Annotated in this window: 23 protein-coding genes; 20 read left to right on the top strand and 3 right to left on the bottom strand. The window is 71.3% G+C overall.

Annotated elements, in window-relative coordinates; translation table 11 throughout:
* The first annotated feature begins 30 nt into the window (after positions 1-30).
* The 11 genes from AB0N14_RS22675 to AB0N14_RS22625 all read left to right on the top strand — a co-directional run bounded on the left by AB0N14_RS22675 (position 31) and on the right by AB0N14_RS22625 (position 11,072).
* Positions 31-1,053: a sugar ABC transporter substrate-binding protein gene (locus AB0N14_RS22675; protein WP_366027513.1), complete on the top strand. Its 1,023-nt coding sequence runs from the start codon at positions 31-33 to the stop codon at positions 1,051-1,053.
* A 4-nt stretch (positions 1,054-1,057) separates the two neighbouring features.
* On the top strand, positions 1,058-2,128 hold the full coding sequence (locus tag AB0N14_RS22670; protein ID WP_366027512.1) for an ABC transporter permease: 1,071 nt from the start codon (positions 1,058-1,060) through the stop codon (positions 2,126-2,128).
* 6 nt (positions 2,129-2,134) lie between these two features.
* Positions 2,135-3,037, top strand: a complete 903-nt coding sequence (locus AB0N14_RS22665) for an ATP-binding cassette domain-containing protein (RefSeq protein WP_366027511.1) — start codon at positions 2,135-2,137, stop codon at positions 3,035-3,037.
* Between the two features lies 1 nt (position 3,038).
* On the top strand, positions 3,039-3,947 hold the full coding sequence (locus AB0N14_RS22660) for a sugar phosphate isomerase/epimerase (protein ID WP_366027510.1): 909 nt from the start codon (positions 3,039-3,041) through the stop codon (positions 3,945-3,947).
* Between the two features lie 23 nt (positions 3,948-3,970).
* Positions 3,971-4,990 (top strand): Gfo/Idh/MocA family oxidoreductase, encoded by a 1,020-nt coding sequence (locus tag AB0N14_RS22655; RefSeq protein WP_366027509.1) that lies wholly within the window; start codon positions 3,971-3,973, stop codon positions 4,988-4,990.
* A gap of 154 nt (positions 4,991-5,144) precedes the next feature.
* The gene (locus AB0N14_RS22650; RefSeq protein ID WP_366027508.1) at positions 5,145-5,978 is read left to right on the top strand and encodes a M55 family metallopeptidase; all 834 of its coding nucleotides are present in this window, start codon (positions 5,145-5,147) and stop codon (positions 5,976-5,978) included.
* Positions 5,971-7,275, top strand: a complete 1,305-nt coding sequence (locus tag AB0N14_RS22645) for a M20/M25/M40 family metallo-hydrolase (RefSeq protein ID WP_366027507.1) — start codon at positions 5,971-5,973, stop codon at positions 7,273-7,275. The genes AB0N14_RS22650 and AB0N14_RS22645 overlap by 8 nt, the downstream gene beginning before the upstream one ends.
* A gap of 5 nt (positions 7,276-7,280) precedes the next feature.
* Entirely contained in the window at positions 7,281-9,254 is a 1,974-nt protein-coding gene (locus AB0N14_RS22640; protein WP_366027506.1) for a prolyl oligopeptidase family serine peptidase, read from the top strand.
* A complete protein-coding gene (locus AB0N14_RS22635; RefSeq protein ID WP_366027505.1) occupies positions 9,251-10,174 on the top strand; it encodes an LD-carboxypeptidase in 924 nt (307 codons plus the stop codon). The genes AB0N14_RS22640 and AB0N14_RS22635 overlap by 4 nt, the downstream gene beginning before the upstream one ends.
* 76 nt (positions 10,175-10,250) lie before the next feature.
* Positions 10,251-10,502, top strand: a complete 252-nt coding sequence (locus AB0N14_RS22630) for a LapA family protein (protein ID WP_366027504.1) — start codon at positions 10,251-10,253, stop codon at positions 10,500-10,502.
* Between the two features lie 24 nt (positions 10,503-10,526).
* Positions 10,527-11,072 carry a GNAT family N-acetyltransferase gene (locus tag AB0N14_RS22625; RefSeq protein WP_366027503.1) on the top strand — a complete coding sequence of 182 codons (546 nt, stop codon included), beginning with the start codon at positions 10,527-10,529 and terminating at the stop codon, positions 11,070-11,072.
* Between the two features lie 72 nt (positions 11,073-11,144).
* On the opposite strand, the gene AB0N14_RS22620 is transcribed toward AB0N14_RS22625, so the two are convergent.
* Both AB0N14_RS22620 and AB0N14_RS22615 read right to left on the bottom strand, forming a co-directional pair.
* The gene (locus AB0N14_RS22620) at positions 11,145-12,839 is read right to left on the bottom strand and encodes a hypothetical protein (protein ID WP_366027502.1); all 1,695 of its coding nucleotides are present in this window, start codon (positions 12,837-12,839) and stop codon (positions 11,145-11,147) included.
* 122 nt (positions 12,840-12,961) lie between these two features.
* Positions 12,962-13,288, bottom strand: coding sequence for a VOC family protein (locus AB0N14_RS22615; RefSeq protein ID WP_366027542.1), 327 nt, complete (start codon positions 13,286-13,288; stop codon positions 12,962-12,964).
* Positions 13,289-13,716: 428 nt separating this feature from the next.
* Between AB0N14_RS22615 and AB0N14_RS22610 the strand changes: the two genes are divergently transcribed.
* Together AB0N14_RS22610 and AB0N14_RS22605 are read left to right on the top strand one after the other, a co-directional pair.
* Positions 13,717-14,202, top strand: coding sequence for a phage holin family protein (locus AB0N14_RS22610; protein WP_366027501.1), 486 nt, complete (start codon positions 13,717-13,719; stop codon positions 14,200-14,202).
* A 5-nt stretch (positions 14,203-14,207) separates the two neighbouring features.
* Positions 14,208-15,245: an SDR family oxidoreductase gene (locus tag AB0N14_RS22605; protein ID WP_366027500.1), complete on the top strand. Its 1,038-nt coding sequence runs from the start codon at positions 14,208-14,210 to the stop codon at positions 15,243-15,245.
* A 100-nt stretch (positions 15,246-15,345) separates the two neighbouring features.
* Here the strand turns inward: AB0N14_RS22605 and AB0N14_RS22600 are convergent, their stop codons facing one another.
* On the bottom strand, positions 15,346-16,302 hold the full coding sequence (locus AB0N14_RS22600; RefSeq protein ID WP_366027499.1) for an LLM class F420-dependent oxidoreductase: 957 nt from the start codon (positions 16,300-16,302) through the stop codon (positions 15,346-15,348).
* 187 nt (positions 16,303-16,489) lie between these two features.
* Between AB0N14_RS22600 and AB0N14_RS22595 the strand changes: the two genes are divergently transcribed.
* From AB0N14_RS22595 to AB0N14_RS22565, 7 genes are all read left to right on the top strand, one after another.
* A complete protein-coding gene (locus AB0N14_RS22595; protein ID WP_366027498.1) occupies positions 16,490-17,839 on the top strand; it encodes an NAD(P)/FAD-dependent oxidoreductase in 1,350 nt (449 codons plus the stop codon).
* The gene (locus tag AB0N14_RS22590) at positions 17,836-19,683 is read left to right on the top strand and encodes a transketolase (RefSeq protein WP_366027497.1); all 1,848 of its coding nucleotides are present in this window, start codon (positions 17,836-17,838) and stop codon (positions 19,681-19,683) included. The genes AB0N14_RS22595 and AB0N14_RS22590 overlap by 4 nt, the downstream gene beginning before the upstream one ends.
* A gap of 14 nt (positions 19,684-19,697) precedes the next feature.
* Complete coding sequence (ligD, locus tag AB0N14_RS22585) at positions 19,698-20,618, top strand: non-homologous end-joining DNA ligase (protein ID WP_366027496.1); 921 nt, start codon at positions 19,698-19,700, stop codon at positions 20,616-20,618.
* 73 nt (positions 20,619-20,691) lie between these two features.
* Positions 20,692-21,027, top strand: a complete 336-nt coding sequence (locus AB0N14_RS22580) for a gas vesicle protein (protein WP_366027495.1) — start codon at positions 20,692-20,694, stop codon at positions 21,025-21,027.
* Positions 21,028-21,070: 43 nt separating this feature from the next.
* Positions 21,071-21,493: a gas vesicle structural protein GvpA gene (locus tag AB0N14_RS22575; RefSeq protein WP_366027494.1), complete on the top strand. Its 423-nt coding sequence runs from the start codon at positions 21,071-21,073 to the stop codon at positions 21,491-21,493.
* Positions 21,490-22,260 carry a GvpL/GvpF family gas vesicle protein gene (locus AB0N14_RS22570; protein ID WP_366027493.1) on the top strand — a complete coding sequence of 257 codons (771 nt, stop codon included), beginning with the start codon at positions 21,490-21,492 and terminating at the stop codon, positions 22,258-22,260. Before AB0N14_RS22575 ends, AB0N14_RS22570 begins: the two co-directional genes overlap by 4 nt.
* Before the next feature lie 33 nt (positions 22,261-22,293).
* Complete coding sequence (locus AB0N14_RS22565) at positions 22,294-22,551, top strand: gas vesicle protein GvpG (RefSeq protein ID WP_366027492.1); 258 nt, start codon at positions 22,294-22,296, stop codon at positions 22,549-22,551.
* Position 22,552: the final 1 nt, after the last annotated feature.

Below are 22,552 nucleotides of genomic sequence, written 5' to 3'. Positions count from 1 at the left end.
CCCCGGTCGCACAGTGAGGTGCAGGTAAAGATGGTCCGCACGTTTCACCCTCGCCGCTCCCGCAGAATCGCCCCAGTCGTCGCGCTGGCCGCCGCCTCCGCGCTGCTCCTCGCCGGCTGCTCCAGCAGCTCGGGCGGGAAGAAGGCGGAGGACGCGAGCTCCAACGTCTCCGCCGGCAAGGCCGGCACTCCCCGTATGACGGTAGCGCTGGTGACCCACCAGGCGCCGGGCGACACCTTCTGGGACATCGTCCGCAAGGGAGCCGAGGCGGCGGCGGCCAAGGACAACATCAAGCTCGTCTACTCCAGCGACCCCAACGCGGGCAACCAGGCCAACCTGGTGCAGAACGCCATCGACCAGAAGGTCGACGGCATCGCGGTCACCCTCGCCAAGCCGGACGCGATGAAGGACGTCATCAGCAAGGCCACCCAGGCGAAGATACCCGTGGTCGGTCTGAACTCGGGTCTGAGCGACTGGCAGAAGCTCGGCCTCATGGAGTTCTTCGGGCAGGACGAGACGGTGGCGGGTGAGGCGTTCGGCAAGAAGCTGAACGAGCTGGGCGCCAAGAACACCGTGTGCGTGATCCAGGAGCAGGGGAACGTCGGCCTCACCCAGCGCTGCGACGGACTGAAGAAGACGTTCACCGGCAAGACGCAGATCCTGTACGTCAACGGCACCGACATGCCGTCCGTGAAGTCGACGATCAGCGCGAAGCTCAAGCAGGACAGCTCCGTCGACTACGTGGCCACGCTGGGCGCGCCGTACGCACTGACCGCGGTGCAGTCGGTCTCCGACGCCGGCAGCAAGGCGAAGGTCGCCACGTTCGACCTGAACAAGGACCTGACCGACGCCATCAAGAAGGGCGACATCCAGTTCGCCGTCGACCAGCAGCCCTACCTGCAGGGCTACCTGGCGATCGACTCCCTGTGGCTCTACAAGAACAACGGCAACTACAGCGGCGGCGGTGAGCAGCCGGTGCTGACCGGCCCGGCCTTCGTCGACAAGTCCAACGTCGACACCGTCGCGACGTTCGCCGCCAACGGCACGAGGTGATCCCATGACTCAGCAGGCTGTGCCGGCGGTGACCTCACCGCCGGCCTCCGGCACCAAGGAACGCGACGGCCGGACCGTACAGCGCTCCCTCGTGGTGCGGCTGCTCGCCCGGCCGGAGGTCGGCGTCTTCCTCGGCGCCGTCGCCGTGTTCGTCTTCTTCTTCGCCATGGCCCCCACGTTCCGCTCGGGCAGCGCCATGGCCACCGTGCTCTACCAGTCGTCCACCATCGGGATCATGGCGCTGCCCGTGGCCCTGCTGATGATCGGCGGCGAGTTCGACCTCTCGGCCGGTGTCGCGGTGATCACGTCGGCGCTGACCGCGAGCATGGTCAGCTTCCAGCTGACGATGAACGTCTGGGTCGGCGTGCTCGTCGCCCTCGTGGTCTCGCTCGCGATCGGCGCCTTCAACGGCTGGATGATGGTGCGCACCGGACTGCCCAGCTTCCTGGTCACCCTCGGCACCTTCCTCGGCCTGCAGGGCATCAACCTCGCGGTCACCAAGCTGGTCACCGGCAACGTGGCGACCGACGACATCAGCGACATGGACGGCTTCGACCAGGCCAAGGCGGTCTTCTCGTCGAGCTTCACCGTCGGCGGCGTCCAGTTCAAGATCACCGTCCTGTGGTGGCTGTTCTTCGCGGCCCTGGCGACCTGGGTGCTGCTGCGCACCAAGTACGGCAACTGGATCTTCGCGGTCGGCGGCAACAAGGACAGCGCCCGGGCCGTCGGCGTGCCGGTGAAGTTCACCAAGATCTCGCTGTTCATGCTGGTCGGCTTCGGCGCCTGGTTCGTCGGCATGCACCAGCTGTTCGCCTTCAACACCGTGCAGTCCGGCGAGGGCGTCGGCCAGGAGCTGATCTACATCGCCGCGGCGGTCATCGGCGGCTGCCTGCTCACCGGCGGCTACGGTTCGGCGATCGGTCCCGTCTTCGGTGCCTTCATGTTCGGCATGGTCAGCCAGGGCATCGTCTACGCCGGCTGGAACCCCGACTGGTTCAAGGCCTTCCTCGGCGTGATGCTCCTCGGTGCCACGCTCATCAATCTGTGGGTCCAGAAGTCCGCGACCCGGAGGTGACCACCCATGACGACTGCTGACCTCGACCAGAACGACGGCACGGCCACCCCGGCGGACCAGGCCCCCGTCGTGGAACTGCGCGGCGCCGGCAAGGCGTACGGCAACATCCGGGCCCTGCACGGCGTCGACCTCGCCGTCCACCCCGGCAGGGTCACCTGCGTCCTCGGCGACAACGGTGCCGGCAAGTCCACCCTCATCAAGATCATCTCCGGGCTGCACCAGCACACCGAGGGCGAGTTCCTCGTCGACGGTGAGCCGGTGAGGTTCACCACCCCGCGTGACGCCCTCGACAAGGGCATCGCCACCGTCTACCAGGACCTCGCGACCGTGCCTCTGATGCCGGTGTGGCGCAACTTCTTCCTCGGCTCCGAGATGACCAAGGGCCCCTGGCCCTTCCGCCGCCTCGACATCGCCCGTATGAAGAAGACCGCGGACGAAGAGCTGCGGAACATGGGCATCGTCCTGGACGACCTCGAGCAGCCCATCGGCACCCTGTCCGGCGGCCAGCGCCAGTGCGTCGCCATCGCCCGCGCCGTCTACTTCGGAGCCCGCGTCCTCATCCTGGACGAGCCCACCGCCGCACTCGGCGTCAAGCAGTCCGGTGTGGTGCTGAAATACGTCGCCGCCGCCCGCGACCGCGGCCTCGGCGTCATCTTCATCACCCACAACCCGCACCACGCCTACATGGTCGGCGACCACTTCAGCGTGCTGCGCCTGGGCACCCTCGAACTCTCCGCCTCGCGCAGCGAGGTCAGCCTCGAGGAACTCACCAACCACATGGCCGGTGGCGCCGAACTGGCCGCGCTCAAGCACGAACTGGCACAGGTCAGCGGCGTCGACGTCCAGGAGCTCCCGGAAGTGAAGGACCTCCAGGCACCTGTGGCGGCATCACCCGAAGGGAACTCCTGACATGACCACTGTCCCCTCCCTGGACCGCATCCGGGTGGGCTCCGCCCCGGACTCCTGGGGCGTCTGGTTCCCCGACGACCCGCAGCAGGTGCCCTGGGAACGCTTCCTGGACGAGGTGGCCGAGGCCGGCTACTCCTGGATCGAGCTCGGCCCCTACGGCTACCTGCCCACCGACCCGGCGCGGCTCACCGACGAGGTGAACAAGCGGAACCTGAAGGTGTCGGCCGGCACGGTCTTCACCTCCCTGCACCGCGGACCGTCCGTATGGGAGTCCACCTGGGAGCACGTCAGCCAGGTCGCGGCCCTCACCCAGGCCATGGGCGCGAAGCACCTCGTGGTCATCCCCTCCTTCTGGCGGGACGACAAGACCGCCGAGATCCTCGAGCCCTCCGAACTCACCGCCGAACAGTGGGCGCACCTGACCAAGGGCATGGAGCGGCTCGGTCACGAGGTCAAGGAGACCTACGGCCTCGACATCGTCGTCCACCCGCACGCCGACACCCACATCGACACCGAGGACCACGTCGAGCGCTTCCTCGACTCCACCGACTCCGACCTCGTCAACCTCTGCCTGGACACCGGGCACTACGCCTACTGCGGCGGCGACAGCGTCAAGCTGATCGAGACCTACGGCGAGCGCATCGGCTATCTGCACCTCAAGCAGGTCGACCCGGAGATCCTCGCCGATGTCGTCGGCAACGGGGTGCCGTTCGGGCCCGCCGTGCAGCGCGGCGTGATGTGCGAGCCCCCGGCCGGCGTGCCGCCGCTGGAGCCGGTCCTGGCGGCAGCGCAGGGCCTGGGCGTCGACCTGTTCGCCATCGTCGAGCAGGACATGTACCCCTGCGAGCCGGACAAGCCGCTGCCCATCGCCGTCCGCACCCGCAAGTTCCTCCGCTCCTGCGGCGCCTGACCCCCGAAGGGACCAGCAAGACCATGACTCAGCGTGGAACGCTCGGAGTCGCCGTCATCGGGACGGGCAGGATGGGCGCCGACCATGTGCGCCGCATCAACGAGGTGATCAGCGGGGCGCGGGTGGCCGCCGTCGTGGACGTCGACGGGGAGCGGGCCAAGTCCGTCGCCGCAGGCGTCGAGGGCTGCACCGCCTACACCGAACCGGCCGCCGCGATGGCCGCCGCCGACGTCGACACCGTACTGATCGCCTCACCCGGCCCCGCCCACGAGGCCGCACTGCTCACCGCCTTCGAGCACGACCTGCCGGTGCTGTGCGAGAAGCCCCTCACCCCGGACGCGGCCTCCGCGCTGCGCATCCTTCAGGCCGAGCAGAAGCTGGGTCACCGGCGCGTCCAGGTCGGCTTCATGCGGCGCTACGACGCCGAGTACATCAAGCTCAAGGCGCTGCTGGACAGCGGCCAGCTGGGCCGGCCGCTGATGCTGCACAACCGGCACCGCAACGCGGGCAGCCCGCCCGGCTTCACCGAGGCGATGCTCATCAACGACTCCGTCGTGCACGAGATGGACGTCACCCGCTGGCTGCTCGGCCAGGAGATCACGGCGGTGACGGTGCTGCGCCCGAGACCGTCGGGCAACGCGCCCGACGGGCTGTCCGACCCGCAGTTCGTCGTCTTCGAGACCGACGGCGGCGCGCTCGTCGACGTCGAGATCTTCGTCAACTGCGGCTTCGGCTACCAGGTGCAGGCCGAGGTGGTCTGCGAGTCGGGCACCGCCCGGATCGGCGACGGGCACGCCATGGTCACCAACATGGCGGGCCGCTGGGGCGGCACCATCGCCCCGGACTTCGTGGAGCGCTTCGCCGAGGCCTACGACCGCGAGGTGCAGGCCTGGGTCGACGCCACCCGGCGCGGCGAGGTCACCGGCCCGAGCGTCTGGGACGGCTACGCGGCGGCGGCGGTCTGCGAGGCGGGCGTGCGCGCGCAGGCGGAGGGACGGCGCGTCGAAGTCGAACTGATCGAGCGCCCGGCGCTGTACCGCTGAGCGGGCGGGGCACCCTGGCCCGTGATGTCGGCGCGTGGCCGGTCGAGGGACCGGTCAGGCGCCGACGTCTTTCACACCGAGGACCGGAAGCCCGGTGGGGGACACTCGTCCACAGGGCTGGTCACGCACAGTCACCGACGCGTACGGTTCTGGCATGAAGATCCTCATCAGCGCCGACATGGAGGGCGCCACCGGTGTGACCTGGCCGGCCGACGTGTTGCCCGGGACGCCGCAGTGGGAGCGGTGCCGGGCGATGTTCACCTCCGACGTGAACGCCGCCGTACTCGGCTTCCTCGACGGCGGTGCCGACGACGTGCTGATCAACGAGGCCCACTGGACCATGCGCAATCTGCTCCTCGAACAGTTGGATGAGAGGGCGCAGATGCTCACCGGACGGCACAAGTCGCTGTCCATGGTGGAGGGCGTGCAGTACGGCGACGTGGACGGTGTCGCGTTCGTCGGCTACCACGCGGGGGCGGGGATGGAGGGCGTGCTCGCCCACACCTATCTCGCCAACTCCATCACGGGGGTCTGGCTCAATGACGTGCGCGCCAGCGAGGGCCTGCTGAACGCGCACGTCGTCGCCGAGCACGGCGTGCCCGTCGTCCTCGTCACCGGCGACGACCTGGCCTGCGAGGACGCGCTCGGGTACGCGCCCGAGGCGCTCAAGGTGGCAGTCAAGGACCATGTGTCACGGTACGCGGCGGTGTGCCGCACCCCGGCCAGGACCGCCGCCGACATCCGCGCGGCGGCCAAGGACGCCGCCTCCCTGGCGGTGCGTCACGAGCCGGCGGCCAGAGGGCCCTTCACCGTCGCGTTGGAGTTCGACGCCGAGCATCTGGCGATGGCCGCCACTGTCGTACCGGGAGTGGACCGCATCGGCGAGCGGAAGGTGGCGTACACGAGCGCGACCATGTATGAGGGGATCCGGACGTTCAAGGCGATCACCACGATCGTCTCGGCCGCGGTGGAGGAACAGTATGGCTGACCGGCAGGCACTCGACGAGGTCGTGCGGTTCACGTCCGACCTGATCCGCATCGACACCACCAACCGCGGCGGAGGCGACTGCCGGGAGCGGCCCGCCGCCGAGTACGCGGCCGAGCGCCTGGCCGAGGCCGGCCTGGAGCCCGTGCTCCTGGAACGCGCCAAGGATCGGACGAACGTCGTCGCGCGCATCGAGGGCACCGACCCCTCCGCCGACGCCCTGCTCGTCCACGGCCATCTCGACGTGGTGCCCGCCGAGGCGGCGGACTGGAGCGTGCACCCGTTCTCCGGCGAGGTGCGCGACGGCGTCGTGTGGGGACGGGGCGCGGTCGACATGAAGAACATGGACGCGATGATCCTCGCCGTCGTACGGCACTGGGCGCGCTCGGGCACCAGGCCCCGGCGCGACGTCGTCATCGCCTTCACCGCCGACGAGGAGGCCAGCGCCGAGGACGGCTCGGGATTCCTCGCGGACCGGCACGCGGACCTCTTCGAGGGATGCACGGAAGGCGTCAGCGAGTCGGGGGCGTTCACCTTCCACGACGGCGACGGACGGCAGATCTACCCGATCGCGGCCGGTGAGCGCGGCACCGGATGGCTGAAGCTGACCGCGCGCGGCCGGGCGGGCCACGGCTCCAAGGTCAACCGCAGCAACGCGGTCACCGGACTCGCCGCCGCAGTGACCCGCATCGGCGCCCACGAATGGCCGCTCCGGCTCACCCCCACCGTGCGCGCCGCGCTCACCGAACTCGCCGCCCTGTACGGGCTCGAGGCCGACCTCGACGACGTGGACGGCCTGCTGAAGAAGCTCGGCTCGGCCGCCGCGCTCGTCGAGGCGACCGTCCGCAACAGCACCAACCCGACCATGCTGAGCGCCGGTTACAAGATCAACGTGATCCCGGGCGAGGCTGTCGCCTACGTCGACGGACGCTACCTGCCCGGCACCGAGGACGAGTTCCGTACGACGCTGGACGAACTCACCGGGCCTGACGTGGAATGGGAGTTCCACCACCGGGAGGTCGCCCTCCAGGCGCCCGTGGACTCGCCGACGTTCGCGCGGATGCGGGCCGCCGTCGAGGAGTTCGCGCCCGAGGGACACGTCGTGCCGTACTGCATGTCGGGCGGCACGGACGCCAAGCAGTTCTCCCGCCTCGGCATCACCGGCTACGGGTTCACGCCGCTGAAGCTCCCCGAGGGCTACGACTACCAGGCGATGTTCCACGGCGTCGACGAACGCGTGCCCGTAGAAGCGCTGCACTTCGGCGTCCGCGTCCTCGACCGCTTTCTGCGCACGGCCTAGGAGGGATGGGGGAGATGGTGCGGACCCTGCCGTACGGGGCATGGCCCTCGCCCGTCGACGCGGCGCTCGCCGCCGCGCACGGCGGGCAGCCGGAGGCGGTCGGCTTCGTGGGCGAGGAGGCGTGGTGGACCGAGCCCCGCCCCGCCGAGGGCGGCCGGCGCACCCTGGTCAGGCGCACGGCGGACGGCCGGGAGGTGTCGGTCCTGCCCCCGCCGTGGAACGTGCGCAGCCGGGTCATGGAGTACGGCGGCCGGCCCTGGGCCGGAGCGATGCGCCCCGAGGGGCCGCTGGTGGTGTTCGTGCACTTCGCGGACCAGCGGCTGTACGCCTACGAGCCCACGGCGCCGGGCAGCCGACCGCGCCCGCTCACCCCGCTGTCACCGGTGGGCGGCGGACTGCGCTGGGTCGACCCCCGGCTGCACCCGGAACGCGGTGAAGTGTGGTGTGTCCTGGAGGAGTTCACCGGCGACGGGCCCACGGACGTGCGGCGGGTGCCGGCCGCCGTACCGCTGGACGGCTCGGCGGCCGAGGACCGGGACGCCGTCCGCGAACTCACCGACGCGGGCCACCCGTTCGTCACCGGCCCCCGTCTCTCGCCGGACGGGCGCAGCGCGGCCTGGCTCGCCTGGGACCATCCGCGCATGCCCTGGGACGGCACCGAGCTGCTCGTCGCCGAGGTCACCGGCGAGGGGACGCTCCGGGAGCCGCGTACGGTCGCCGGCGGCCCCGAGGAGTCCATCGCCCAGGCCGAGTGGGCGCCCGACGGCTCCCTGCTGTACGTGAGCGACCGCACCGGCTGGTGGAACCTCTACCGGGACGGCACGCCCCTGTGCCTCCGCGAGGAGGAGTTCGGCGGGCCGCTGTGGAAGGTCGGACTGCAGTGGTTCGCTCCCCTGGACGACGGCACCATCGCCGTGGTGCACGGCAGGGGAGCGGGCCGGCTCGGGATCCTCGACCCGGTCGGCGGCGAGGTCGTCGATGTGGCCGGTCCCTGGACCGAGTTCGCCGCCACACTCGCCGTGCACGGCAGCCGCGTCGTCGCCGTCGGGGCCGGCCCGCGCACCGCGCCCGAGGTCGTCGAACTGGACTCCGCCACCGGCCACGCCCGCGTGATCGGTGCCGCGCACGAAGACCCCGTCGACCCCGCCTACTACCCCAAGCCGCAGGTCCGCACCTTCACCGGACCCGGCGGCCGCGAGATCCACGCGCACGTCTATCCGCCGCGCCACCCCGAGTGCGTCGCGCCCGACGGCGCACCGCCGCCGTACGTCGTCTGGGCGCACGGCGGCCCCACCGGCCGCGCCCCCCTCGTCCTCGATCTGGAGATCGCCTACTTCACCTCGCGCGGCATCGGCGTCGCCGAGGTGAACTACGGCGGGTCCACCGGCTACGGACGCGCGTACCGCGACCGGCTGCGCGGGCAGTGGGGCGTCGTCGACGTCGAGGACTGCGCGGCCGTCGCGCTCGCCCTCGCCGACGAGGGCACCGCCGACCGCAACCGGCTCGCCGTGCGCGGCGGCAGCGCCGGCGGCTGGACGGCGGCCGCGTCCCTGACGTCGACCGACGTGTACGCCTGCGGCACGATCGTCTATCCGGTCCTGGACCCGGCGAGCTGGGGCTCGGGGGAGACCCACGACTTCGAGTCGCGGTACCTGGAGACGCTGGTCGGACCGTATGCCGAGGTGCCCGGCCGGTACGCCGAGCGGTCGCCCGTGGAGCACGCAGACCGGATCACCGTCCCCTTCCTGCTGCTGCAGGGGCTCGATGACCCGATCTGCCCGCCCGCGCAGTGCGAGCGGTTCCTGGCCCGGCTCCAAGGGCGGCGCATTCCGCACGCCTACCTCGCCTTCGAGGGGGAGGGGCACGGCTTTCGGCGGGCTGAGACCATGGTGCGTGCCCTGGAGGCCGAGCTGTCCCTGTACGCGCAGGTCTTCGGGCTGAACCCGCCCGGCATCCCCACCCTGGAGCTCACCGAGTGACCCACCTGATCAGGCCGCCCAGACTCGCCCCCGGCGCCCGCGTGGCCGTCGTCGCGCCCAGCGGACCCGTCATCGAGGAGCGGCTCGCCGCCGGTCTCGACATCCTGCGCGGCTGGGACCTGGACCCGGTCGTGGCCCCGCACGTGCTCGACCGGCACCCCGAGTTCCCCTACCTCGCGGGCACGGACGCCGACCGGGCCGCCGACTTCCAGGCCGCCTGGTGCGACCCGGAGGTGTCCGCGGTGCTGTGCGCCCGCGGCGGGTACGGGGCGCAGCGCATGATGGATCTGCTCGACTGGGACGCGCTGCGCGCCGCCGGGCCCAAGGTGCTGGTCGGCTTCAGCGACATCACCGCGCTGCACGAGGCGTTCGCGGCCCGCCTCGGCCTGGTCACGCTGCACGGGCCGATGGTGGCGGCCGCCGACTTCCTCAAGAACACGCGGACGCAGGACCACCTGCGGGCCACCCTCTTCGAGCCGGAGTCCGTACGGACCATCACCTCCTCCGGCACCGCGCTCGTGCCCGGCCGCGCCCGGGGCGTCACCTCCGGCGGATGCCTCGCCCTGATCGCGGCCGAACGGGGCACGCCACACGCCCGCTCCGGCGAGACGGGCGGCCTGCTGCTGCTCGAGGACATCGGCGAGGAGGCCTACCGCGTCGACCGGCTCCTCACCCAGCTCCTGCGCTCGGGCCGGCTCGAGGGGGTCACCGGGATCGCGCTCGGCTCCTGGGAGGAGTGCGGCCCGTACGAGCTGTTGCGCGCCGTCTTCACCGACCGGCTCGGCGGGCTCGGGATACCGGTCGTGGAGCGGTTCGGGTTCGGCCACGGCGAGGGTGCCCTGACGATGCCGCTCGGCGTCGCCGCGGAACTGGACGCGGACACCGGGGCGCTCACGCTGGAGGTCCCGGCGCTGACATGACGGGGACTCAACGCTTCGGTCACCTGTCCGGTCCACCCGCCGGGCGGCGCCGCGCCGCGCCGTCCATCCTGGGCCCATGAACCCGAAGACCTCCCGCCAGGCCACGACGAGCGGCGGGACACGCCGGGGGCGGCAGGGCCTCACGCCGCGCAGGGTCGCCGTCCTGGTGCTGGCCGCGATCGTACTGGTCTTCGTCTTCGAGAACACCCAGCACACCCGGATCCGGCTGCTCGTGCTCCTGGTGACCATGCCGCTGTGGCTGGCGCTGCTCGGCACGGGGCTGATCGGGGCGCTGTGCGGGGCCCTTCTCGTCAGCCGACGCCAGTGACCACGGATCACGTACGGTGTCGCCGTGTCCGATACCCGTGAACACCTCGCCGAGGGCCCCCGCGTGGGCATACGCCCCTTCACCCACGACGACGCGGCCGAGTTCACCGCCCGGGCGCGGGAGAGCAGGGAACTGCACCACCCCTGGCTGTTCCCGCCGACCACGCCCGAGGAGTACGCCGCCTACGCGGGGCGGCTGATCGACGACCCGACGAGGGCGGGGTTCCTGGTGTGCGAGAGGGAGACCGGGGCGATCGCCGGGTACATCAACATCAACAACATCGTCCGGGGTGGCTTCCAGAGCGGGGCGCTCGGCTACGGGGCCTTCGCGCACGCGGCCGGGCGCGGGCTGATGACGGAGGCGCTGAACCTCGTGGTGCGGTACGCGTTCGGGCCGCTGGGGCTGCACCGGCTGGAGATCAACGCGCAGCCCAGTAACACCGGATCGATCGGCCTGGCCCGACGTTGTGGCTTCCGCCTGGAGGGCTTCTCACCCGACATGATCTTCGTCGACGGGGCCTGGCGGGACCACGAGCGCTGGGCCATCACCGCCGAGATGCTCCGCACCTGAGCGGTACCTGAGCGGTGATGGCCCCCGTGCGGCCCCGGTACGGCCGTCCTCGGCCCGCGCGCCGTGCCGCCGTCAGTCCGCCGACCGTACGGTGGGCGTCGCGAGGCTCACCGGCCCGCTGCGCCTGCCGCTCTTGCAGGCGTCGTGGCAGTCCTTCTCCAGGCTGCAGCACAGCGAGCAGACCGCGCCGGAGTGGAACGGGCAGCCCGCCATGTCGGGGCGCTCGAAGGTGTCCGCGCACACCGAGCAGGTCAGCGTCACCGCCGAGGGCAGCCCCCGCTCGTCGAGCAGCGGCTCGTCGAGGGCGTCGACGCGGGCGATGTAGTACCTGCCCTTGGTCGCCACCGCGAACAGCGGCGAGAGCACCATGGCCAGGAACAGGGCGATGAACGGCGAGTACGCCTTGCCGTAGGCGCCGAACGCCTCGAAGTACGCGGCGATGGACACTGCCGAGGCGATCAGCATCGAGCCGAAGCCGACCGGGTTGAAGTTGTACAGGTGCGCCCGCTTGAACTCGATGTACGACGGGCTGAGCCCCAGCGGCTTGTTGATCACCAGGTCGGCCACGACCGCGCCGATCCACGCGATGGCGACGTTCGAGTAGAAGCCCAGCACCGTGTTGAGGAACCCGAACACTCCGCCTTCCATCAGTGCGAGCGCGACACCGACGTTGAGGAAGATGTAGACGACGCGTCCGGGGTGACGGTGGGTCAGTCGGGAGAAGAAGTTCGACCAGGACAGCGAACCGGAGTAGGCGTTCGTCGAGTTGATCTTGATCTGGGAGAGGATCACGAAGAATGTCGCCAGCCCCAGGGCGACCGGCGCCGCGAACGTCCTGAACCCGTGCACGTACTGCTGGATGGGCTCGTTCGCCTTCGCGAGCCCCACGCTCCCGGCGATGTAGAAGGCCAGGAACGCCCCGCCGATCTGCTTCGCCGCGCCCAGCACCACCCAGCCCGGACCGGCGGACAGCACCGCGCCCCACCACTGCCTGGCGTTCTCGGGCGTCTTGTCCGGCATGAAGCGCAGATAGTCGACCTGTTCACCGATCTGCGCGATCAGCGACAGCGCCACGCCGGCGCCCGCGCCCACCCCCAGCATGCTGATGCTCGATCCGGTGGGAGAGTTGCCCGCGAAGTGGGTGAACTCCGAGAACTTCCCCGGCTCCTGGATCGCGATGGACACGAACGGCGCGACCATCAGCACCAGCCAGATCGGCTGGGTCCACACCTGCATCTTCGACAGCGCGGTCATGCCGTAGATCACCAGCGGCAGGATGATCAGGGAGCAGATGACGTAGCCGATCGCCAGCGGTATGTGCAGGCCGAGTTCCAGGGCCTGCGCCATGATCGAGCCCTCGAGGGCGAAGAAGATGAAGGTGAAGCTGGCGTAGATGACCGAGGTCAGCGTCGAGCCCAGATAGCCGAAACCGGCGCCCCGGGTCAGCAGGTCCATGTCGATGGAGTACTTCGCCGAGTAGTACGAGACCGGGATGCCGGTGAGGAAGATGACCACCGCCGCCGCCAGGATCGCCACCATGGCGCTGGAGAAGCCGTTGGAGATCGCGATCGACCCGCCGATGGCGAAGTCCGCGAGGTAGGCGATGCCGCCCAGGGCCGTGGTGGCCACCACGTACGGCGTCCAGCGGCGGAAGGACTTCGGCGCGTACCGCAGCGAGTAGTCCTCGAGCGTGTCGTTCCGCGTCCAGCCGTTGTACGTCCGGCTCGTGGTGTCCGGCGGCGTCTGCCTGTCGGCGATGTCCGTCATGAACCTTCCCTCTCCCGCGAGCTCGCGTCACCTCCCCGACGACCGGGGCAGTGCTGTTGCACGGAAGAGTCCCGCCGTGTTGTTTCCCGGCCGTTTCGATGCCTTTACGACGATGGAGTGCGTCATTCCGCCTGGCGGCGGTCCACGTACTCGTACACCGAACCGTCCGGATGCACGGCGATCAGGTTGCGGCCGACCGGGGTCGGCACCGGGCCGGCGACGATACGCGCGCCGAGATCGCTCAGCACCCGGTGGGCCTCCTCGACGTCCTTCACCGCGATCGTCGCCGCCACCTTGCGCAGGATCTCCAGCTCGGACTCGGGCCCGCTCATCAGCAGGAAGAAGCCGACCGCGGCCATCGAGACGCCGCCGCGTTCGAAGCGGAGCGCGCGGGCGCCCGTCAGTCTCTCGTAGAACGGGACCGAAGCCTCCAGGTCGTCGACGCAGATCCTCCCCCACTCTCAGCTTCGTTCGAGCGGGGGGACCCCCGCCGTGGCTCCCGGAATCTCCATGCGGAGGAGCCTAGTGCCGCGGCAGGCAACGTTTGCCCGTCAAGGAGCGGCGTCCGGTGCGTGCTCTGGGGGTACCCCCTGCTCGAAGAGCTTGGGGGAGTGCCGGCCGGAAGTCCTCGTACTGGATGTACTTGGGCTTTCGGCCGGTGCGGCGAGTGGGGGTCCCCCCCCGCTCGAAGAGATTGGGGGTGGGGGTCCCCCCTGCTCGAGCGAAGCCGAGAGCTTGGGGGAGTGCCGGGCGTCGCGACGGGGCGAACGTTGCCTGTTGCGGCACGAGTTGCGGCCGGCCGGGAGGGAGATCGTTTCGCACCGATCCGGGCGCCCACCTGCCGTTACGCGTGCCCGGGCACGGGTACCCGGCGGACATGAACCGCTTGGATCACCTGGAACATCTGGACAAGCATCTGGTCGACGAGCTGGCGCAGGTGGCCCGGGAGGCCGTGCGCGACGAGTTGCGCGAGCAGACCCGCAAGCAGCGCCGCACGGCCGCGCTCTACGCGGCCTCGGGCGCCACCGGCCTGTACGCCGGCGCCGGGGTGGCGCTCGCCCTCGGTCTGGCGCTGGCCCTGGTCCTGCCCGGCTGGGCCGCCGCGCTGATCACGGCGGCGGTGCTCGGCGTGGCCGCCTACCTGCTGCGGGGCGCCGCCCGCGCCGACGGGCACGGAACCGGCTCGCACCACGCTGCCCACGGCCTCCGCGGTACGCCGCCCGCCGCCCCGCAGAGCGGGCTCGGGACGCCGTACCCGCCGATGCCGCACACCCCGCCCACGCCGGGCGTGACCGATCCGGCCGCGCCGGGTACCGCGGGTCCGGGAACGGACCCCCAGGCGCCGCAGCACCGGGCCCGGTGAGCCGCATGGCCAGGGCATGGTCGGCAGCCCTGCCGAAGCACCGCCGGGCAGTCGTGGTGACCGGGGCCAGCGGCGGCGTGGGCCGAGCCACTGCCGTGGCCTTCGCCGCCCGGGGTGACCGGGTCGCTCTGCTCGCCCGCGGACGCGAGGGCCTCGCCGCGGCCGCGGACGAGGTGCGGCGCGCCGGGGGTGAGGCGCTCGTCGTCCCCGTCGACGTGTCGGACGCGCGGGCGGTCGAGGACGCGGCGGAGCAGGTCGTCGAGGAGTTCGGACGGATCGACGTCTGGGTCAACAACGCGTTCGCCGGTGTCTTCGCGCGGTTCACGGACATCGCTCCGGACGAGTTCCGCCGGGTCACCGAAGTGACGTACCTGGGATATGTGTTCGGCACCCGGGCCGCGCTGCGGCACATGCTGCCCGCGGACCACGGGACGATCGTCCAGGTCGGCTCCGCGCTGGCCTACCGGGGCATCCCGCTGCAGTCGGCGTACTGCGGGGCCAAACACGCGATCCAGGGCTTCAACGAGTCGCTGCGCTGCGAGCTGCTGCACGACGGCTCGAAGGTGCGCACGACGATGGTGCAGTTGCCGGCGCTCAACACCCCGCAGTTCGACTGGGTGCTCAGCCGGATGCCGGGGCGGGCGCGGCCGGTGGCGCCGGTCTACCAGCCGGAGGTCGCCGCGCGCGCGATCGTCCACGCGGCCGGGCACCCGCGGCGCCGGGAGTACTGGGTGGGAGGGTCCACGGCGGCCACGCTCATCGCCAACGCCGTGTTCCCGGGGCTGCTGGACCGCTACCTCGCCCGTACGGGGTTCGACTCGCAGCGCGACGAGGGGCAGCAGGGCACCGCGGGCAACCTGTGGTCGCCGGCGGACGGACCGCACGGCCACGACTACGGTGCCCACGGCCGCTTCGACGCGGAGTCCCGTCCGGACAGCGTGGAGGAGTGGCTGTCCCGCAACCGGACGCGCATCGGTGCGGGCATCCTGGCCGGGGGCCTGGGTGCCGCGGTGACAGCGGCCGGCCGGCGCCGCCGTGGCTGAAACCGCTGAAACCGAGGAAGAACGACGGAAGGCCGAAGACGGAAAGACGGTGGGCGGGCCGGGTCACTGACCCGGCCCGCCCACCGTCGTCTCCGGGGTTCTACCGCGGCAGCTGCGGCAGCACCTTCGTCCGGTAGAAGTCGAAGAAGCCGCGCTGGTCCGGGCCGATCTGGTTGACGTAGACCACGTCGAAGCCCGCGTCCACGAACGCGGTGAGGGCGGACACGTGTTCCTCCACATTGTCGCCGCACACCCTGTTCTCCCGCACCATGTCCTCCGAGACCAGCGGCATCAGCTGCTCGAAGTGCCTCGGCGTCGGCAGCACCTGCCCCATCTCGCCGGGCAGCAGCTCGTTGGACCACAGCTCGCGGACCGTCCGCACGCACTCCTCGCGGTCCGTGCCGTAGCAGACCTTCGCGCCCCCGCTCACCGGCTTGGTGCCGCCCCCGCCCTTGCGGAACTGCGTCACCATCGCCTCCTCGGGCATCATCGTGATGTAGCCGTCGCCGATGCGCGCCGCCAGCGCCGTCGCCTCGGGCCCGAAACCGGAGATGTCGATCGGGATCGGCTCGTCGGGGATCGTGTACAGGCGGGCGTTCTCCACCTTGTAGTGGGTGCCGTAGTGGGTCACCTGCTCGCCGGTGAACAGCCGGCGCATGATCTGGATCGCCTCTTCCAGCATCTCCAGGCGCACGGTCGTGGGCGGCCAGGGATCGCCGAGGATGTGCTCGTTCAGTGCCTCACCCGTGCCCACGCCGAGCCGGAACCGCCCGCCGGTCATCACCGCGCTGGTCGCGGCGGCCTGCGCCACCACCGCCGGGTGTATCCGCACGGTCGGGCAGGTCACCGCGGTCTCGATGGGCAGCGACACCGCCTCCGAGAGCGCACCGATCACCGACCACACGAACGGGCTCTGGCCCTGTGCGTCGTTCCACGGGTGGTAGTGGTCCGAGATCCACAGCCGCTGGAAACCGGCCTGCTCGGCCATCCTCGCCTGTTCGATCAGATCCGCGGGGCCGAACTCCTCGCACGAGAGGAAGTAGCCGTACTCGGTCATGGGTGAACCTCCGGGGAGGGGGTACCGCGTCGGTCCCCGGCCGGGTAACCGTGCGGCACACGGACGAAACGCCCGCCCGGCGGCGTTTGGGCGCCCTGACCCGGGGGACGCGGAAGGTCTCGCACGGGTGGCGCATCCGTGCGTCCGCCAGGCAGACGACGTACGCGCGAGAACGCCGGAGGCGAACGTGAGTCGACCCCGCATCCTGATCGTCGGTGCCGGATTCGCCGGGTACCGGACGGCCCGCACCCTGGCCCGGCTGACCCGGCACCGGGCCGACATCACTCTGCTCAACCCGACGGACTACTTTTTGTACCTGCCCCTGCTGCCACAGGTTGCCACCGGCATCCTGGAACCGCGACGGGTCGCCGTCTCGCTCTCCGGCACCCTGCGCAACGTCCGCCTGGTGCTCGGCGAGGCCGACGGCGTCGACCTCGACGCGCGCACCGTGCACTACACCGACCCGGAGGGCAACGGCGGCACCCTCGGCTACGACCGGCTCGTCCTCGCCGTCGGCAGCGTCAACAAGCTGCTGCCGATCCCCGGCGTCTCCGAGCACGCCCACGGCTTCAGGGGCATGCCCGAGGCGCTGTACCTGCGCGACCACGTGACCCGCCAGATCGAGCTGGCCGCCACGTCCGACGACCCCAAGACCTGCGCCGCGCGCTGCACCTTCGTGGTGGTCGGCGCCGGTTACACCGGAACCGAAGTCGCCGCCCAGGGCAAGCGGTACACCGACGCGCTCGTGCGCAAGCAGCCGCTGCGCCAGGGCATCAAGCCACGCTGGATGCTGCTGGACATCGCCCCGCGCGTGCTGCCGGAGATGGACGAGCGGCTCTCCCGCACCGCCGACCGAGTCCTCAGGCGGCGCGGCGTCGACGTGCGGATGGGAACCTCCGTGAAGGAGGCCACGCACGACGGAGTCCTGCTGACCGACGGGGAGTTCGTCGACACCCGCACCCTGGTGTGGTGCGTCGGCGTACGCCCCGACCCGTTCGTGCAGGGCCTCGGCAAGCCCCTCGAGCGCGGCCGGCTGCTCGTCGACCCCTACCTGCAGGTGCCGGGCCACCCCGAGGTGTTCGCCTGCGGCGACGCGGCCGCCGTGCCCGACCTGGAGAACCCCGGCCAGTACACGCCGATGACGGCGCAGCACGCCTGGCGGCACGGCAAGGTCTGCGCGCGCAACATCGCCGCCTCCCTCGGTATCGGCTCCCGCCGCGCCTACCGCCACCACGACCTGGGCTTCGTCGTGGACCTCGGTGGCCCGCAGGCCGCCGCAGCCCCGCTCGGCGTGCCGCTGTCGGGGCCGCTCGCCTCGGCCGTCACGCACGGCTACCACCTCGCCGCGATGCCCGGCAACCGCATCCGGGTCGCCGCCGACTGGCTGCTGGAAGCCCTCCTGCCGCGCCAGGCCGTCCAGCTGGGACTGGTGCGCTCCTGGTCGGTGCCGCTGGAGTCGTCGTCCCCCGAACTGGCTCGCGTACCGGGAGGCAAGGGCAACGGCAACGGCAACTCGGGCAAGGAGGAACAGACATGAACAGCCGTCAGCTCACCGAACTCGCCCAGCAGCTGCGCGTCGACAGCGTCCGCGCCTCCGCGGCGGCCGGCTCCGGGCACCCCACCTCCTCGATGTCCGCCGCGGACCTGATGGCCGTCCTGCTGGCCCACCACCTCCGCTACGACTTCGAACGGCCCGCCCACCCCGCCAACGACAGGTTCGTCCTCTCCAAGGGGCATGCCTCACCCCTCCTGTACGCCGCCTACAAGGCCGCGGGCGCGATCAACGAGACCGAGCTGCTCACCTTCCGCAAGCTGGGCAGCCGTCTGGAGGGGCACCCCACACCGCGCCGGCTGCCCTGGGTGGAGACGGCCACCGGCTCGCTCGGCCAAGGACTGCCCGTGGGTGTGGGCATCGCGCTCGCCGGGCAGCGACTCGACCGCACCGGCTACCGCGTGTGGGTGCTGTGCGGCGACAGCGAACTCGCCGAGGGCTCCGTGTGGGAGGCCGCCGAGCACGCCGGGTACGAGCACCTCGACAACCTGATCGCGATCGTCGACGTGAACCGGCTCGGCCAGCGCGGACCCACCCGCCACGGCCACGACCTGGACGCCTACGCGCGCCGCTTCAAGGCCTTCGACTGGCACACCGTCGAGGTCGACGGCCACGACGTCGAGGCGATCGACCGCGCCTTCGCCGAGGCGGAGTCCACCGCCGGACAGCCCACCGTCATTCTCGCCCGCACCCTCAAGGGCAAGGGCGTCACCGCCGTCCAGGACCGCGAGGGCCAGCACGGCAAGCCGCTGCCGGACGCCGACGAGGCGATCGCGGAACTCGGCGGCGTACGCGACCTCCACGTCGAGGTGCAGGCGCCGCCCGCCGCGCGCATGCTGCACGCCGTGCAGAGCGGCCACCTGGAGCTGCCGCGCTACGACATCGGCGACGAGGTCGCCACCCGCGACGCCTACGGCCAGGCGCTCGCCGCGCTCGGCAACGCGCGTGGCGACGTCGTCGCCCTCGACGGCGAGGTCGGAGACTCCACCCGGTCCGAGTACTTCGGCAAGGAGCACCCCGAGCGCTACTTCGAGTGCTACATCGCCGAACAGCTGATGGTCGCCGCCGCCGTCGGCATGGCCGCGCGCGGCTGGGTGCCGTACGCCTCCACCTTCGCCGCGTTCCTCACCCGCGCCCACGACTTCGTGCGCATGGCCTCGATCAGCGGCTCCGGCATCAACCTCGTCGGCTCGCACGCCGGTTGCGCCATCGGCCAGGACGGCCCCTCGCAGATGGGCCTCGAGGACCTCGCGATGTTCCGCTCGGTGTACGACTCGACCGTGCTGTACCCGTGCGACGCCAACCAGACCGCCCGGCTCGTCGCCTCGATGGCCGGCCGAGAGGGCATCCGCTACCTGCGCACCTCGCGCGGGAAGACACCGGTCATCTACGGGCCCACCGAGGACTTCCCGATCGGCGGCAGCAAGGTGCTGCGCGCCTCCCATGAGGACCGGCTCACCATCGTCGCCGCCGGGGTCACCGTCCACGAGGCGCTCAAGGCCGCCGACGCCCTCGCCGGACAGGGCATCCGCGTACGGGTCATCGACCTCTACTCGGTCAAGCCCGTCGACCGCGAGACCCTGCGCGAGGCCGCCGACCGCACCGGCTGCCTGCTCACCGTGGAGGACCACCGCGAGGAGGGCGGCCTCGGCGACGCGGTGCTCGACGCCTTCCTCGACGGGCGGCCCGTACCGCGTCTGGTGCGCCTCGCCGTCCGTACGATGCCGGGCTCGGCGACCCCCGAGGAGCAGCTGCACGCCGCCGGCATCGACGCCGAGTCGATCGCCGCCTCGGCCCGGCTGCTGGTGGAGCACGCCGTGGTGCCGTGAGCGAAGGGAGCGACATGAGCAGCACGCGGACCGTGCGGGCCGGCCGCCGCACGGTCGAGGTGCACCGGCCGGACAAGGTGCTCTTCCCCGGCGACGGGGACGGCAAGGAGTACACCAAGGCCGACCTGGTGGCGTACTACCGCTCCGTCGCTCCCTTCATGCTGCCGCACCTGCGCGGCCGGCCCCTGATGCTGGAGCGGCACCCGGACGGCGTGGACGGGCCCCGCTTCATGCAGAAGAACACCCCGGAGCACTACCCGGAGTGGATCCACCGCGTCGAACTCCCCAAGGAGGGCGGCACCGTCTGCCACACCGTGTGCGACGACACCGCCACCCTCCTCTACCTCGCCGACCAGGCCTGCCTCACCCTGCACCGCTGGCTCTCCCGCGCCGACCGGCTCCAGCGGCCCGACCGGATCGTCCTCGACCTCGACCCGGCGGACGGCGACTTCGGCCAGGTCCGCGCAGCCGCCCGGCTGGTGGGGGCGCTGCTCGACGAACTGCGGCTGCCGTCCGGCCTGATGACCACCGGCTCGCGGGGCCTGCACATCGTCGTCCCGATCAGCGGCGACCACGACTTCGACGAGGCACGTCGGTTCGCGAGGGACATCGCCGACGTCCTCGCCGCCGCCCACCCCGACCTGCTCACCACCGCCGCCCGCAAGAAGGACCGCGGCGACCGCCTCTACCTCGACGTGCAGCGCAACGCGTACGCGCAGACCGCGGTCGCCCCCTTCACCGTACGGGCGCTGCCGGGCGCACCGGTCGCCACGCCGCTGTCCTGGGGCCAGTTGGACGACCCGGATCTGAACGCCCGCCGCTGGACCGTCGCCGACGCGGTGGACCAGGCCCGCACCGACCCCTGGGCGGACGTGCCGCCCCGGGGGCGTTCCCTCGCACGTGCCCGGCGGCGGCTCGACGACCTGCGCGGTTGAAGCCCGGTCGAAGCCCTCGGACATTCGAAGGTTTGGCCAACGCCCTTGTGGCCACCCGGTGGTCGAGGTGGCCATGTCGAACACATCACGTACACATTCACGGAACTCTCCCGAGAACAGCGACCGGGCGGACGGCCGGCCGAGCCCCATGGAGGTGCTGCGCCATGCGCGCGCACAGTTCACGGAGCTCACCGGACTGGCCGCCGAATCCGTGTCGTCCTTCGAACCCACCGAGGACGGCTGGACTCTCGAGATCGAGGTCCTGGAACTCGCCCGGGTCCCCGACACCATGAGTCTGCTCGCGAGCTATTCGGTGGACGTGTCCGCCGACGGCGAGCTCACCGGATACCGGAAGGTTCGCCGCTACGAGCGCGGGAGGGCCGACACACGCAGGGGCGGCGGCAACTAGCCCGCCGCATGCACCGACACACAGACAAGGAGGGCCGGTCGGCATGACCGTTGTCCCGGCACAGCAAACTTCCGGAGGCGGCTCCAGCGGCCTGTACGACGTCCTGGAACTCGTCCTCGACCGAGGGCTCGTCATCGACGCGTTCGTCCGCGTCTCCCTCGTCGGCATCGAGATCCTGAAGATCGACGTACGGGTCGTCGTCGCCAGCGTCGACACCTATCTGCGCTTCGCCGAGGCGTGCAACCGGCTCGACCTGGAGGCCGGCCCGCGCAAGAACCCCGGACTGCCCGACCTGGTCGGGGAGATGACGGAGTCCGGCGCGCGCGGCAAGTCCAAGGGCGCGCTGTCCGGCGCGGCCGAGACCATATCCGACGCCTTCCGGCAGGCCCGCGAGGAGTCCCAGGCCGAACCGAGCCGGCGCAGCCGTAAGTCGACGGCCTCGCGCGAGAAGGGGGAACAGGAGTGAGCACGTACGTCTACGGCATCGCCGCGGCCGACCACCCCTCGCTCCCCGACGGCATGGGCGGGGTCGGCGACCCGGCCCGGACGGTGCGCATCCTGAAGCGGGGCGAACTGGCGGCGATCGTCAGCGACGCCCCCGAAGGGCTGCGCCCCAAGCGCCGTGACCTGCTCGCCCACCAGAACGTACTGAGCGAGGCGGCCGCGGGCGGGCCGATCCTGCCCATGCGGTTCGGCAGCCTCGCACCGGACGACGACGCTGCCACCGGCGTCCTCGAAGAGCGCGCGGACCACTACCGGGAGCGGCTCGGCACCCTGGACGGCAAGGTCGAGTACAACATCAAGGCCAGCCACGACGAGGAGGCCGTCCTGCACCGCGTGATGGCCGAGAACCCCGAGGTCCGGTCCCTCGCGGAAGCCAACCGCAAGGCGGGCGGCGGAAGTTACGAGGAGAAGCTGAAGCTCGGTGAGATGGTGGCGGCCGCAGTGCAGAGCTGCGAGGCCGAGGACGCCAGGGAGCTCCGGCGCACCCTGGAGTCCGCCGCCGAGGCCGTCAGCGTGGGCCCCGAGTCCACCGGCTGGCTCGCCAACGTGTCGTTCCTGGTGGCGCGTGACACGGCCGACACCTTCCTGGCCGCCGTCGAACAGCTCCGCAAGGCGCACCCGCACCTCGACGTGCGCGTCAACGGACCGCTGCCGCCGTACAGCTTCGTCGAGCCGGGGCCGTCCGAGCCCGCGGGGACCACCGCAGGCACCGACGCCGGCGCTCATTAGCGGGGCTTCCGGCCCGAGCGGAAGGAGGACACCGTGGGACTGATCGGTGAGGTGCTGATGCTGCCGTTCGCCCCCGTGCGCGGCAGCGCCTGGGCCATCAGGCAGGTGCTCCGTGAGGCGGAACGGATCTACTACGACCCCGCCACCGTGAGGGCCGAACTCGCCGGCCTCGAGGAGCGGCTGGGGGCGGGCGAGATCACTGAGGAGGAGTTCGACCGGCGCGAGGACGAACTGCTCGACCGGCTGGAGTTCGCGCTGCGCTCCGGCGACACCACAGGCAACGGGACGTGAC

This window comes from Streptomyces sp. NPDC051104, from assembly GCF_040682835.1.
In the GTDB taxonomy this organism is placed as follows: Bacteria; Actinomycetota; Actinomycetes; order Streptomycetales; family Streptomycetaceae; genus Streptomyces; species Streptomyces cynarae.
Note: the sequence above shows the minus strand (reverse complement) of the source record. Positions and strands in the feature narration are given on the sequence as shown.